This window comes from Halomicrococcus pelagicus (assembly GCF_050954125.1).
On record NZ_JBPBWC010000006.1, the window covers coordinates 152,812 to 166,231 of the forward strand.

The 13,420-nt window shown below is 66.1% G+C and carries 15 protein-coding genes; 6 read left to right on the forward strand and 9 right to left on the reverse strand.

Features of this window, described 5'->3' with window-relative positions; translation table 11 throughout:
• Positions 1-33: 33 nt before the first annotated feature.
• Positions 34-759: a DedA family protein gene (locus ACRYA2_RS13415; RefSeq protein WP_433628894.1), complete on the forward strand. Its 726-nt coding sequence runs from the start codon at positions 34-36 to the stop codon at positions 757-759.
• Positions 760-1,004: 245 nt separating this feature from the next.
• On the opposite strand, the gene ACRYA2_RS13420 is transcribed toward ACRYA2_RS13415, so the two are convergent.
• Positions 1,005-1,415 carry a hypothetical protein gene (locus ACRYA2_RS13420; RefSeq protein ID WP_433628896.1) on the reverse strand — a complete coding sequence of 137 codons (411 nt, stop codon included), beginning with the start codon at positions 1,413-1,415 and terminating at the stop codon, positions 1,005-1,007.
• Positions 1,416-1,607: 192 nt separating this feature from the next.
• Here ACRYA2_RS13420 and ACRYA2_RS13425 point away from each other — a divergent pair, with 192 nt between their 5' ends.
• The gene (locus tag ACRYA2_RS13425) at positions 1,608-2,183 is read left to right on the forward strand and encodes an NADPH-dependent FMN reductase (RefSeq protein WP_433628898.1); all 576 of its coding nucleotides are present in this window, start codon (positions 1,608-1,610) and stop codon (positions 2,181-2,183) included.
• A 16-nt stretch (positions 2,184-2,199) separates the two neighbouring features.
• Here the strand turns inward: ACRYA2_RS13425 and ACRYA2_RS13430 are convergent, their stop codons facing one another.
• The 3 genes from ACRYA2_RS13430 to ACRYA2_RS13440 all read right to left on the reverse strand — a co-directional run bounded on the left by ACRYA2_RS13430 (position 2,200) and on the right by ACRYA2_RS13440 (position 3,497).
• Entirely contained in the window at positions 2,200-2,442 is a 243-nt protein-coding gene (locus tag ACRYA2_RS13430) for a GIY-YIG nuclease family protein (protein WP_433628901.1), read from the reverse strand.
• 60 nt (positions 2,443-2,502) lie between these two features.
• The gene (locus ACRYA2_RS13435) at positions 2,503-2,646 is read right to left on the reverse strand and encodes a DUF7563 family protein (RefSeq protein ID WP_433628903.1); all 144 of its coding nucleotides are present in this window, start codon (positions 2,644-2,646) and stop codon (positions 2,503-2,505) included.
• A gap of 266 nt (positions 2,647-2,912) precedes the next feature.
• Positions 2,913-3,497, reverse strand: coding sequence for a DUF1684 domain-containing protein (locus ACRYA2_RS13440; protein ID WP_433628906.1), 585 nt, complete (start codon positions 3,495-3,497; stop codon positions 2,913-2,915).
• 163 nt (positions 3,498-3,660) lie between these two features.
• Here ACRYA2_RS13440 and hemB point away from each other — a divergent pair, with 163 nt between their 5' ends.
• The 4 genes from hemB (at position 3,661) to ACRYA2_RS13460 (ending at position 7,855) form a co-directional block, all read left to right on the forward strand.
• Positions 3,661-4,641, forward strand: a complete 981-nt coding sequence (gene hemB, locus ACRYA2_RS13445) for a porphobilinogen synthase (protein ID WP_433628909.1) — start codon at positions 3,661-3,663, stop codon at positions 4,639-4,641.
• Positions 4,642-4,984: 343 nt separating this feature from the next.
• Entirely contained in the window at positions 4,985-5,134 is a 150-nt protein-coding gene (locus ACRYA2_RS13450) for a hypothetical protein (protein WP_433628911.1), read from the forward strand.
• Positions 5,128-6,792, forward strand: coding sequence for an ammonium transporter (locus ACRYA2_RS13455; RefSeq protein WP_433628912.1), 1,665 nt, complete (start codon positions 5,128-5,130; stop codon positions 6,790-6,792). The genes ACRYA2_RS13450 and ACRYA2_RS13455 overlap by 7 nt, the downstream gene beginning before the upstream one ends.
• A 97-nt stretch (positions 6,793-6,889) precedes the next feature.
• Positions 6,890-7,855 carry a DUF7972 family membrane protein gene (locus ACRYA2_RS13460; protein WP_433628914.1) on the forward strand — a complete coding sequence of 322 codons (966 nt, stop codon included), beginning with the start codon at positions 6,890-6,892 and terminating at the stop codon, positions 7,853-7,855.
• Here ACRYA2_RS13460 and ACRYA2_RS13465 read toward each other — a convergent pair whose 3' ends face one another.
• The 5 genes from ACRYA2_RS13465 to ACRYA2_RS13485 all read right to left on the reverse strand — a co-directional run bounded on the left by ACRYA2_RS13465 (position 7,856) and on the right by ACRYA2_RS13485 (position 12,260).
• Positions 7,856-8,626, reverse strand: a complete 771-nt coding sequence (locus ACRYA2_RS13465) for a DUF7089 family protein (protein WP_433628917.1) — start codon at positions 8,624-8,626, stop codon at positions 7,856-7,858.
• Between the two features lie 191 nt (positions 8,627-8,817).
• Complete coding sequence (locus tag ACRYA2_RS13470; protein ID WP_433628920.1) at positions 8,818-10,302, reverse strand: MATE family efflux transporter; 1,485 nt, start codon at positions 10,300-10,302, stop codon at positions 8,818-8,820.
• Between the two features lie 199 nt (positions 10,303-10,501).
• Positions 10,502-11,230, reverse strand: coding sequence for an OapC/ArvC family zinc-ribbon domain-containing protein (locus ACRYA2_RS13475; RefSeq protein ID WP_433628924.1), 729 nt, complete (start codon positions 11,228-11,230; stop codon positions 10,502-10,504).
• Positions 11,230-11,613 (reverse strand): DUF2073 domain-containing protein, encoded by a 384-nt coding sequence (locus tag ACRYA2_RS13480; protein WP_113274568.1) that lies wholly within the window; start codon positions 11,611-11,613, stop codon positions 11,230-11,232. The genes ACRYA2_RS13475 and ACRYA2_RS13480 overlap by 1 nt, the downstream gene beginning before the upstream one ends.
• A 5-nt stretch (positions 11,614-11,618) precedes the next feature.
• Complete coding sequence (locus tag ACRYA2_RS13485; RefSeq protein ID WP_113274569.1) at positions 11,619-12,260, reverse strand: Era-like GTP-binding protein; 642 nt, start codon at positions 12,258-12,260, stop codon at positions 11,619-11,621.
• Positions 12,261-13,420 lie beyond the last annotated feature (1,160 nt).

The window sequence follows — 13,420 nt, forward strand, 5'->3', positions numbered from 1 at the left end:
GCATTTAGCCCGTCCCGTCAATACGCGAATCTGATGACGTCCGCCCTGCTCTCCGGTATCGCAGACACGACGCTTCCCGTGGCCTTGCTCGCGCTCTCGCTCGTCGGGGCCGCGATTCTCTCGTTCGCCCCGGACACGCGGGCGGCCAGACAGTTCGTCGAGGACTACGGCCTGCTCCTCCTCGTCGGGGCCGTCGCCGGCGGTGCAATCGTCGGCGTCACCCTCTTTCTCGTCGGCGACAAGTCGCTGGCGAAGGAGTGGCTGGACCAGTACGGCCTGTTCGCGCTCTTCTTCATCCTCATCCTGGAGGGTGCGATGCTGCTGTACTTCGCGCCGAGCGAGAGCCTCGTCCCCATCGGCGTCACCGTCCTCCCGGCGTCGGCCCACGACTACGACGCCATCGCCGCGGTCATCCTCGTGGCCGTCGTCGGCGCGACCGTCGGTCAGTACGCCCTCTTCCTGCTGGCGAAACGCGGCGGCCGGGAGTACCTGCTCGACAAGCCCTGGTTCCGCGTCAGCGAGTCCTCGCTGGACCGCTTCGAGGGCTGGTTCCAGCGCTGGGGCCGCGTCGTCGTTCCGGTGAGCAACGCCCTGCTCTTCACGCGCGGGATGCTCACCGTCCCCGCGGGCTTCGCTGAAATGCGCGACTGGGAGTTCATCGTCCTCTCCGCGCTCGGGACGCTGCTGTTCCAGGGGTGGCTCGCGGCGGTGACGCTGTACGTCTCCCAGAACGACCTGCTCGGGGTCCTTCCCTTCTGACACGGACGGGGCCGGAACCGCCGGACGTGCCGGGGACGGTCGACGACGCCAGAGGATTCGACACGTCGCTTTCGACATCGTTCCGGAGCGTCGACAGGATGCTTTTTCACGCGAGGACGCGTCTCTCGGCGTCAAATCTAACCTGTCCAAGTACGTAGTGGAACCGTGCTCGCGTGTCCGTCAATCGCGTGCCATGCCATGAACGTCACGCGAGCGCATCCGTATTCGGAACGTCAGTTCCACCCTTATCGGAACGCTGCGTCGTTACTGCCCGGACTGTCCAGTCGAAACCGGACCGTCTCCTGGCCCTCGAAGCGCGGTCCGTTGCCGGCGCGTTCGAAGTCGTTCGCCCGGGCCGCCGACATCGTCTCGTCCTCGTCTTCTGGCACCAGCAGTTCGACGGTCATCGCCTCGCTGGCGGCGAACCGGACCGGTTCGTCGAGCAGGCGCTCGCAGGCCGCCCGAGAGCCGTAGAGATGGGTGACGTGAACCGCGTCTTTCCGGGCGTCGAAGCCGACGAAGCCGACGATGTCGTCGTCGGTCTCTGCGACGCGGACCGACCGGTCGTGGACGACGTTCGCCATGACCTCGCTGGGAACGCCTGCGAGGTCGGCCAGTCGACCGCCGTCGGATTCGACCGCATCGCGGACGCGCATGGGTGGGGGTTCTTCACGCGCGGAGTTAATGGTGGCGGGGAAACGGTAGTTCTATTTACAAAAATCGGCTTCCGGGAAGGGTTTTGTGACGGCGTCACCACGGTCCGGTATGGAACGACTCCGAGGTCGCCCGTCCCGTCGGCGAGACGGCGGCGAGCAGATTAAACGTTCACGACGCGGAGGTAACGAACGATGGAATCACCGACCGTAGTCGCCGTCTGCGGGAGCAGGCGAGACGGTAGCTACACGCGAGCCGCTCTGAGACACGTTCTCGACGCCGCGGAGGAGGCCGGTGTGCGGACCGAACTGCTCGACGTTCGGGAGTACGACCTCCCCGTGTTCGACCCCGACGAGGAGGAACCGCCCGAGGCGGTCGAACTCAAGCGCAAGATACGGGAGGCCGATTCGGTCGTCCTCGGCAGTCCGGTCTACCACGGTTCGTACTCCTCGGCGTTCCGGAACGTCCACGACTACTGCAGTTTCGACGAGTACGAGGACACCACCGTCGGCCTGCTCGCGACGGCCGGCGGCGGGTCGTATGCGAGCACCCTCGACCACATGCGCATCACGGTCCGGGGCGTCCACGGCTGGGTGCTGCCCCACCAGGTCGGCATCCGGAACGCCTACGAGAAGTTCGAGGACGGCCGGTTCGTCGACGACGACCTGGAAGAGCGCACGCGGAAACTCGGCCGGCAGGCGGTCCAGTACGCCGACATCAACCCCGACGTGACCGGAACCGGAGCCGACGAAGCCGCGGCCGACGACTGAGTCGGTCGCCGACGCGCTACTCGACCAGTCGCTCCTTCTCGCGGCGGCAGAGCTGTTTTATCTCGTACTCCCTGGACATCGCGGCCGAGCGCGTCTCGAACCGTTCGGCGTGGACCAGTTCGACCGGGGTACGGCCACGGGTGTACTTGGCTCCCTCGCCGGCGTCGTGCTCGGCGACCCTCCGTTCGACGTCCGTCGTGTATCCGGTATAAAAGCTGCCGTCACTGCATCGGACGACGTACACCCAGTGGTCGGTCACGTCTGACAGGCTTCGCGTGGTTGGACTTTTCCCTGTCGCTTCCGCCACGATCGACGATGCTTACTGGGCCCGCTGGCGTGCTACTTCGGCGATACCCGCGTTCGCCGAGCAAGCCGGGCAGGCGTGGACGCGACCCATCTCGTCTCCGAAGACGCGCACGAATCGGTCGGAGACGTGCGCGCCGCAGTGTTTGCAGTTTGCCATTTTGGTAGCCGGCGGTGGCACCGCCAGCGATCGTACTTGGTTGCACTCCAGTAAAAATCCTTTCCAGATTCTCACCCAAATTCCCTTATCGGCAAATTAGTTTTCCCTACCCCCAGTTATTATGCCTTCCTGTCTCGTTCAGTTGGGAGAGTCGGAAGAAGATATCGCCGATGGCGAAACTGCCTGCTCGTCACCCCTTCGTTTCAACTGGAGATTTCACGGCGTGAGCCGAGACTCGCGTGCGAATCGTCGAGAAGCGCACCGAATCAGTTCGACGTCCAGTCCTTCTCGCCGGCGCGGACCACGACGTCGAGCCAGTTTTCCTCCGGCGGAAGCGGGCAGGAGAACGCCTCGCTGAACGCACAGAACGGCGTGTACGCGAGGTTGAAGTCGACCGGTATCTCGTCGCCGTCGGACAGGTCGCCCTCGAGGTGGAGTTCGAGGTAGCGACCGTTCTCGTAGGACTGCTGGCCGGTCGTCTTGTCGCGGAACGGGACGAACAGCGACTCCTGGTCCTCGCGGCCGTACATAGCCAGCGTACACTCTTCGCCGTCGACGTCGAACCGCAGCGTCGCTTCCCGGAGGTACCGCTGGGGCGGTCCGCTCGTCGTCTCCATCGCGACCGGTTCGGGGTCGTCGTGGGTCTCGACCGTCGCCGTCACGCGGTAGTCGGGGTCCGGGTCGAAGTACGGCAACCCCGAGAACTCCTCGCGGTCCTCCGGCGGAATCGGCGACTGCGGGTGTTCGTCGAAGAACTCGTCCTTCTCGGCGCGGTGCGCTTCGAGTTCCTCGCGCCAGGCGTCCACGTCGAACTCCGTCCGCTCGCCGGCGTCGTTCGCGTCGGTGGTCACGACCGTCGCTTCGGCGTCCGGCCGGGTAACGGTTCCGCTGTCGGTGTCCGCACCGGTTCCGTCCCGAGAGAAACCGACCGTGGGTCGGTGACGGTGGCGTGAAACGGCGGAGTGGGTCGCCGAGAGCGATGCGGTTTTGGGGCCGCCACCGGTAGTTCGAGACATGGACCTCACCGACCGCCCCCGACGCCTGCGACGGGACGGCGTGCGCGAACTGGTCAGCGAGACGAGCCTGGAAGCGAACGACCTCGTCGCGCCCGTGTTCGTGGACGCGACGACCGACGAGCGAGTCGCCATCCCGTCGATGCCCGGACACGAGCGCGTCCCCCTCGACGAGAGCGTCGCCCGCGTCGAGGAGGTGCTCGACACCGGCGTCGAGACGGTGATGCTGTTCGGCATCCCCGAGTCGAAAGACGCCGAGGGGAGTCGCGCGTGGGCCGAGGACGGCGTCGTTCAGGAGGCGACGCGCCGGATCGCGAGCGAGACGGCGGCGACGGTCGTCACCGACGTCTGTCTCTGCGAGTACACCGACCACGGCCACTGCGGGCTCGTGGAGCAGGACGCCGCCGAGAATCCCGACCTCACCGTCCGCAACGACGAGACGCTGGACCTCCTCCGGAAGATTGCGGTCTCCCACGCCGAGGCGGGTGCGGACGTGGTCGCGCCGAGCGGGATGATGGACGGCATGGTCGGGGCCATCCGAGAGGCGCTCGACGACGCCGGCTTCCGCGACGTGCCCATCATGAGCTACGCGGCGAAGTACGAGTCGGCGTTCTACGGGCCGTTCCGCGACGCGGCGGACGGTGCGCCCGCGTTCGGCGACCGCCGCCACTACCAGATGGACCCGGCCAACGCCCGCGAGGCGATACGGGAGGTCGCGCTCGACGTCGAGCAGGGCGCGGACCTGCTGATGGTCAAGCCCGCGCTCTCCTACCTCGACGTGGTGTCGTCGGTCGACCGGAACTTCGACCTCCCTGTCGCGGCGTACAACGTCTCCGGCGAGTACGCGATGCTGCACGCCGCCAGCGACAGGGGGTGGCTCGACCTCGAAGCGACCGCCCTGGAGTCGCTCCTGTCCATCAAACGCGCCGGGGCGGACGTCATCGTGACGTACTTCGCCGAGGACGTGGCGGCGAAACTGTAGACCGGTCGTAACCGACCGGCGCTCGTTCGGTTCGATAGCCGGGTCGGCCGGGGGTCCGCGAATCGGACGTTTCCGTTGCCGTCGACGAGTTCGAAGCTCTCCGTTCTCGACGGGTCCGGAGCGAGCGCGCGACGGAGGGGTGGAGACGCCTCCCCAACGACCGCTCGCCGCGCCACCCCACGTTCGTCCAGAAACCGATTCCACGAGCGGCCACTTCTGGACGGTTTACGACCTTATATTCCTCCCATCCGCTTATAAATCGGACGTGCGTCCGTCTGACTCTCGAATAATGCGATTTTGTCAACGATTAACCTTATGAAGACGTGCACTGTTCGGTTGAATCGTGACTCGAAGCACGAACCTCGAAGAATATTCGATAATCATGGACAGTCGTCCAGATGATTTCGTCGTCGTTCCGGGAGGCAGAAGCGACGCGGAGGACGCCGACGAACCGTCGGCCTCCGAAACGGCGTCGGAGGGCGAAGCATGGTGAGCGACCTCGCCGTCCTGGCGCAGGGCGTCAACCTCCTGTGGGTGCTGGTGGCGACCTTCCTCATCTTCTTCATGCACGCCGGGTTCGCCATGCTGGAGGCGGGCCAGGTGCGCTCGAAGAACGTCGCCAACCAGTTGACGAAGAACCTGCTCACCTGGAGCGTCGGCGTCGTCGCCTTCTTCCTCGTCGGTGCGGCGCTGTCGAACGTCGTCGGCCACCTCACCGGCGCCGGCGGGCAGTGGTCCGTGGCGGGCGAGGTCGCGGCCGTGCTCGCCCCGACGAGCGTCAACGACTGGGTGTCGTGGCTGTTCGGCGCGGTGTTCGCCATGACCGCTGCGACCATCGTCAGCGGGGCCGTCGCCGGGCGGTGCAAGCTCCGGACCTACGTGAGTTACACCGTCCTGCTCGCGGGGGTCATCTACCCGGTCGTCGTCGGGTTCACGTGGACCGGCGGCGTCCTCGCGACCATCGGCTTCCACGACTTCGCGGGCGGCATGGTCGTCCACGGAATGGGCGGCATCGCCGGCCTCACCGCGGCGTGGGTCGTCGGCCCGCGCCTCGGTCGGTTCGACGAGGACGGCAGCGCGAACGTCATCCCCGGCCACTCGCTGCCGTTCGCCGTCCTCGGGACGCTCATCCTGGCGTTCGGCTGGTACGGCTTCAACGTCGGCACCGCCGCGACCGTGTTCGCCGCCGAATCGGGGTCGCTCTCGCTGGCCGCGTTCGAGACCGTCGGTCGCGTCGCGCTCGTGACGACGCTGGGGATGGCCGCGGGCGCCGTCGGCGCGGCCGCGGTGTCCATCCGCCGCACCGACAAGGTCGACACCCTCTACGTCGCCAACGGCCTGCTCGCCGGCCTCGTCGGCATCACCGGCATCGCGGACGACATCGTCTGGCCGGGGGCGGTCGCGGTCGGCCTGCTCGCCGGCGCGCAACTCCCCGTCGTCTTCACGTTCGTCGAGAAACGCCTGAAGGTCGACGACGTCTGTGCGGTCTTCCCCGTCCACGGCTCCGCGGGCGTGCTCAGCGCGCTCGCCTACCCGTTCGTCGCGGTCAGCACCTGGGAGAGTTTCGCCGTCGCCGAGGTCCTCTCCGGCCTCGCAGTGCAGGCGACCGGCGTCGTCGTCATCGCCCTCTGGACCGTGACCGCCACGGGAGTCGTGTTCGGCGTCGCCCGCACGCTCGGCCAGGCGCGGGTCACGGCCGAACACGAACGCGAGGGCCTCGACGTCGCCGAGCACGGCGTCGACACCTATCCCGAGTTCGGCGTCGACCGCCCCGCCGACGTGGTCACCGACGGCGGCCGTCCCGAAAGCGAGATACGGATGGTGACAGCCATCGTGCGCCCGGACCGCCTGACCGACGTGAAGCGGGCGCTCGCCGACGTCGGCGCGCCCAGCCTCACCGTGACGAACGTGAGCGGGCGCGGCAGCCAGCCGGCCAAGCGCGGCCAGTGGCGCGGCGAGAAGTACGTCGTCGACCTCCACCAGAAGGTCAAGGTCGAGTGCGTCGTCGCCGACGTCCCCGCCGAGGACGTGATAGCGGCCGTGCGCGAGGCCGCCAGCACGGGCGAGCCCGGCGACGGCAAGATATTCGTCCAGCCGGTCGACGACGCCTGTCAGGTCCGGACCGGCAAGCGTGGCCCAGAAGCGGTCTGAGGCTTCTTTCCAGTCTCCGACAAATCCTCCCGTTTCCGACGCCTTACCCGTTAGAGCGCCAGTGGACTTTCGGTCGGTTGTCGCGTACGCGACGGACGTGAGCGAGTCAGAACGCGACATCGCAGCCCCAATCAGCTCGGAACTGGAAAGCCGGGCCGACCGGGCGAGAGAGTGGCTCCTGCTCGACGGGAATCGACTGGTCGTCGCCTTTCTGACCGCGGCCGCCCTGCTGACGCTCTTCGGCCTGTCGACGTCGCTCGGACTCCTCCCCCTCGAACAGTCTCAACCCGCCTTCTACGTGTTCAGCGCGCTCATCGGTGGGAACATGACCCTCATCACGGTCGTCGTCTCCATCAACCAGCTACTGCTCTCCCGGGAACTGAAGTCGCCGGGAGAGCTGGAGTCCCAGATAGAGAACGTCATCGACTACCGCCAGGAAGTCGAGGACGCCGCAGGCGAGATAGCCCCGGTGGAGCCGCACGGATTCCTGAAACTGCTGTTCCAGAACACCCGCCAGGAGGCCCAGCGTCTCGGCGGCCTCGCGGCCCAATCGGACGACGCCTGGGACGAAGTGAACGACCTCGTGACGACGTTGACCGACCACGTCGACGAGATTACCCGCATCCTGGAGGAGTCGGACGCCGACGTCTTCCAGGTCCTGTCGGTCACGCTGACCACAAACTACGCGAACCAGATAAATCAGGCTCGCCGGATTCGCCACCGGCGAAGCGACGAACTCTCGGAGTTGACCCTCGACTGCCTCGGGAGACTCATCGACCGACTACAGGAGATCGACGTCGCCCGCCAGTACTTCAAGAGCGTCTACCTTCAGGACGAACTCTCGTCGCTGTCGCGGGTCCTGCTGTACGCCGGCATCCCTGCCGAGGCGTTCTCCGTGGTCGTCCTCCTCTCGTTCACCGGGAGTGGGACGACCGTCCTGGCCGCGAACAGGGTAGTCCTCCTCCCGCTCTCGATTCTCTTCTCGTTCATCCTCCGGACCGCGACGGTCACCGAACGCACGGCGGCCACGTTACCGGTCACGACCCCGGAACAGGAACGGTAGCTACCCGAGCGTCTTCTCGGCCCACTTGACCGCGTAGTCGACGCCATGGTCGCGGTACGCCCCGGTGTCCAGCGCCGTGAAGGGGGCGGGCGGTTCGACGCCGTGCTTGATGCCGCTGCAGGCGAGTTCGGCGGCGTCGGCGAAGTCCGTCTCACCCCGGGAGACCTCCCCGGTTACGCCCTCGATTCTCGGTTCGATACGCTCGCCGGCGTCCGCCCACGCGGCGAACAGCTCCGGGTGGACGTCCTCCCAGCCCGAGAACACCTCCCGGGTGTGTAGTCCCTTGTAAGCGTCGAACAGCGCGGCCGCAAGCTGGTAGGTGCTCCCCGCGTCTAGCGGGACCGCGGCGTCGAACTCCGGATACCGGTCCTCGAAGAAGCCGAGGAACTGTTCGGGCAGCGCCAGGCCGACTTCGACGAGCGCCTCCGCGACGAGGAAGTCGACGAACGACTCGGGCGACCCCTCGACGCGCGGTTTCACGAAGACGACCGGCGGCGCCGTCTGGCGGGTCCAGGCGACGCTGCCGTCGCCCGGCATGCCGACGACGAGGTCCGACCCCGCGAAGCGCCGGAGGAGTTCCGGCGCGTCCTCGGGCAACCACGTCTCGGGACAGGAGAACGGCCGGAGCTCGTCCGTCAGCAGCGCGAGGTCGTCGCGGGCCGCGACGGGGAGCGTCTCGAAGTCGCGCTCGCAGTCGAGGACGAGCGCGTCGGGCGCGTGCTCGTCGCGGACCGCCGCGACCTCGTCGGGGTAGTCGCGTTCGCCGAACATCAGACGAGGAGCCAGAGGTTCGCCATGACGGCGACGACGAGCAGCGCGGTCAGCGCGATGGTTCCGACGGTGATTTTCGTTGCCGTACTCATACCTCCGGATTCCCGCCGCTCTCGTTTAAAATCTGCGTATCCCCGCAACGGCAGTCCGCGTATTCCTGCGACGGAGGCGTCTGACGACCGGCTCCGCGGTCAGTCCGCGCCGGTGCGAGAGCCCACGTCCGACTCGCGGGCGATCCGCTTCCACTCGCCGGTCCAGAACCGGAAGGTGTTGACGCCCGCACGGATGTACATGTCGCCGAGGATGGCGGCGTAGACGGCAACGAGGCCGAGTCCCATCCCGGGCGCGAACGACCAGTTGCCGAGCGAGAAGACCGCGACCCCGGCCGGGAGCGCGAGGAAGGCGACGGGTAGCTTGTAGAGATAGGACCCGGTGAACGTGCCGTACAGCGGCCACTTCGTATCGCCCGCGCCGCGCAGGCCGCCCCGCATCGTCCGCGAGACGCTGAACGCGCCGACGCCGAGTCCGAACACCCTGACGAACTCGACGGTCAGGTCCAGCACCTCGGCGCTGGTGCCGAATCCCTCGGCGATGGGCCGGGCGGCGACGATGAGAACGACCGCGAGCAGCAGTTGCGTGGCCAGCGCGATGCGTAGCGTCTGCCAGCCGTAGGCGTCGGCCTCCTCCTCATCGCCCGCGCCGATGCTCTGGCCGACCAGCGTGCTGGAGGCAGTCGAGTACCCCCACGCCGGCATCATCGCGAGCAGCATCACCCGGCGGCCGATGGCGTACGCCGCGACGACGCCCGTCCCGAGCGAACCCAGGACGAACAGGAACGGGAACCGGCCGAACGTCCGCGAGAGACGCGTCCCGGCCAGCGGCAGGCCGACGCGGACGATTTCGCGGGCGATGGCGGTGTCCCACTGCTTGCCGCCGAGACGCAACTGCACCGAGAAGCGACCCGACAGCAGCGCGGCCATGAAGATGGCCGCCGCGAGCGTGTTCGCCACCGCGGTCCCCCACGCGGCACCGGCGACGCCCATCGACTCGATGGGGCCGACGCCGAAGATGAGCACGGCGTTCAGCGCGATGTTCGTGGGGAGGGTGAGCAGACGGACGTACATCGGCGTCCGGGTGTCACCGCTGCCCGCGAGCGCCCGCGCGGCAATCATGCTCCAGAAGCGGAACGAGACGGAGAGCATGATTATCTTGAGGTAGGTCGCGCCCTTCTCGACGACCGCCGGTTCGCTCGTCAGGACGTGTATCATCGGTTCGGCGTACACCCACGTCGCCACAGTGATGGGGACGGCGAGGAGCAGGGCGAGCCACAGCGACTGCTTGATCGCGAAGTCGGCCCTCGCGTGCTGGTCGGCTCCCTTGAAGCGCGAGACGACGCTGATGGTCCCGCTCGTCAGCGCCAACGCGAGTCCGAACGGGACGAAGAAGTACTGGAACCCGAACTCCAGACCCGCGACGGCGGTGGGACCGAGCGCCACGCTCACCATGAAGAAGTCCGCGACGCGCAGGAGCGTCCGCATCCCGCCCGTGACCATCACCGGGATGGCGAGGTCGAACGCCTCCTCGCCCTTCTCGCGGTCGAGCAGTCCGAGGCGAGCGAGGGCGGCCGGGAAGAGAAAGAGCACCCGCTGGATTCGGTTCCTGACACCGCGTAACATCTGTTCGGGGTTTGTGAGCGAAAGCAAAGGTTCTTCGCAATGACGCCGGACGTTGCCGGAAGTAGGCCCTTCGTTTCGGGTAGAGACCCTCGACGCGTCCGGTGCCGAACGCGCGTATACGGGTGTCTCCTGCGTGGAGCGTGTTCGGGACACAGCGTCGGCTCCCCGGGCGAAGTCGTGACCCGCGAACGAGAAGAACCTAGGTGTCGGCCACGTCGGACCAGGAGTCCGGCACCTGGATGACGTACCGACCGTTCTCCTGGAGGGCGATGATGTACTCCTGGCGCTCGTACAGTTCCATCAGGTTGAGTTCGTACTGGCCCGGATTCACCACCTTGATGCTCTCGAACTGGCTGTTGAGCTCCTCGCGAAGCTCTTCGAGGCTCGGCTGCTCGTCGTCGGGCGCGTCCACGACGGTTCCAGCCCCCTCTGCGGACGACCGTTCCGGCAGTTCGTCGTCGGCCACAACGTCGGTTCGCGCGCTCGCCTGCGCGCTGTCCTCGTCGGCCGGCAGGTCGTCCGCTTCGACGTCCGGTCCCGCCTCCGGACCGCTTCCGGTGGACTCGCTCGCACCGGCGCTCCCCTCGGGGTCGGAGACGCGCCGTTCCGGTTCCGAAGCCGTCTCGTCTCCCGGTCCGGTCGTATCGCGGGTTCCCACCCACTCCTTGACGGTGGAGGCCGCACGTCCGACCGCGCTGGCGTCGGGGTCCGCGTCCGACGCGTCGGGCGCCCCCCGCGATGCGGTGGGCGTCGTTTCACCTGGAGTCGCGTCCCTCTCGGCCCCGGCGTCGGTTCCCAAATCGTTTCCGGCGTCGACGCCGGCGGGGCGAAACTGGAACTTGTTCCCGCCGCAGTTTGGACAGCCGGAGAGCATCTCCTTCGACCCGTCGGCGAACGCCCGGCCGCAGTTCGTACACTCGTGCGGCATTATTTGCGTGAGATGAGCGCGCTGATGAGGTTCTCGTCCTTGTGGAGCGTCTCGATTTGGTTCGCCGGACCGATGACCGTGAGCGTCGAGGTCGACTCGCGACCCATCAGCCGACCGAGGAACCCACCGTCGGAGGTCTCCGAGCGCGGGTACGTCTCTATCTCGATGCCGTTGAACTCGTCCGGACTGATTTCGGTCATCGTCACCTCGATGAGTTTGCTCTCCTCGTCGGGCGAGAGCCCCTCCTCGAGGATGACGATGTTGCCGTCCCGGACCCCGTCGAGGATCATCCGGATCTTCTCCATGCTCGTCTTGCCGGACATCCGTTCGCCGCCTATGAGGTCGACCTGAACGCCGTCGTCCCCGTTTTTCACTTCTGCCATTGGTATCACCCGAAGTACTCCGCGATTTTCTCGTACACCTCGTCCATGTTGTCGCCCTCCAGCGCCGATAGCGGAATCGTCTCGTGCTGCGGGTAGGCGTTGCGGATTCGCTGAACGCTGGAATCCTCGAGGTCGGTCTTGTTCGCCAGGATGAGCACCGGCAGGTCCTGGCTCTCGATGATGCCGATGAGCATCGTGTTCACCTGCGTGAACGGGTCGTTCGTGCTGTCGAGCACGTAGATGACGCCGTCCACGTCTTCGCGAAGCCAGTGCATCGCCTCGGCGACGCCTTCCGTCGCCTCGCGCGAGCGACGCACGGCGTCCTCTTTCTCCATGTCGTGGTCGAGGAACTCCTCGTAGTCGACCTTCGTCGTGACGCCGGGCGTGTCGACGATGTCGATGCTGACCGTCTTGCCGTTGCGTTCTATCTCGACGTCTTCCTTACGGCGGGCGCGCCGCGTTTCGTGTGGAATGTGACTCTCCGGACCGACGGCGTCACCGGTCCAGTCACGGGCGATACGATTGGCGAGTGTCGTCTTCCCCGCGTTGGGTGGTCCGTAGATGCCGATTCGTTTCGGCTCCTCGGCGGAGAAGAGCTTGTCCGTCACGCTTGCAATACTTTTCCTGAGACCTGTGAACAATCCCATCCTTTTTCCTCCCAGACCCTTGCTGTCGGAGGATTACGCCGACGTGCGGGGCTGTGTGCGCGTAGAACTTCACGCCATTCACTTAAACCTACGTCAGACAACGGTTGACACAACGATGAGGCACAAAACGCAAGAAGAGCGTCGATCCACCGAACAGAACCCGCCCGGCGTCCTCTCACCGCACTGTTCGGTCGACGAACGAGAGGTACCATCGGACCTCGGACGATCGAACTGCCGGGTCGTCTCTCGGACCGGCGACTGTTCGGTCGAATAGACGGTCGGTCGCTCGATACGACGTAGCGACGATGGACGACCGAAGCGAACTCGACGATCGGTCTCCGAACGAATGCCGATGACGATGACCGAACCGAACGACGATTATCGAACCACAAGATGAACGGTGGCGGTGGATGGCAGAGGTAGAGGGAACCGACCGGCGTTCCTGACCCGAAGGGTCGCCGTCGGCGGAAGTTGGTCGACGCCCTTCTGCGGTTTCCACCTGAAACGGAGGGGTCGGGCCGAGAAACAGGAATGTCCGTGTAAACGGCACTGGTAGCGAAGAGGGCACCGTTTCTACTGGAACCACGATTCACGGCGTCGACGGTCCGTGGCTCTCAGCGGTCTTCCGCAATCATCCACTTCGCCCCCTCGGCGATTCGGTATCTGGAACTACAGCCGTCCCCCGACGCTTCTCCGTTACGTCCGTGTGCGTCGTACACGGAGGACAGCAATCACGTCGGCGAAGATCGTTTGCGAGAGATACTTTTCCCGAGAGACGATTAGTCGAGAAAGGCGGGGTCCACGAAGGATGGTCGGTCGTTGGGTCGTCCGGTCGTTCGGACGGGTATAGAAATCCCGACCTGTATCCGACGGCATACTACACACACCGACCCCCTCGTTTCAGGTGGAACGTCGGAAGCGGATGGGGTCGGGGGGTCGGTCGGCGGTGTAGCGTACATACTTCCAACAGCCACCGTCTTCTAGAAAACAGGATGCTCTAGTTTGCGGTTATTGTTTCAACGCGTATTACATAAGCGTTCCCTTTCTAGAAACCCCCTCCCCTCCCCCACCCTCTCCCCGTTCCACCCGAAACGAAGGGGTGGGGGAGTGTCCCCCGAAATCGAGTTTCGCGAACGGTCCCGAGGAAATGGTAGATATGT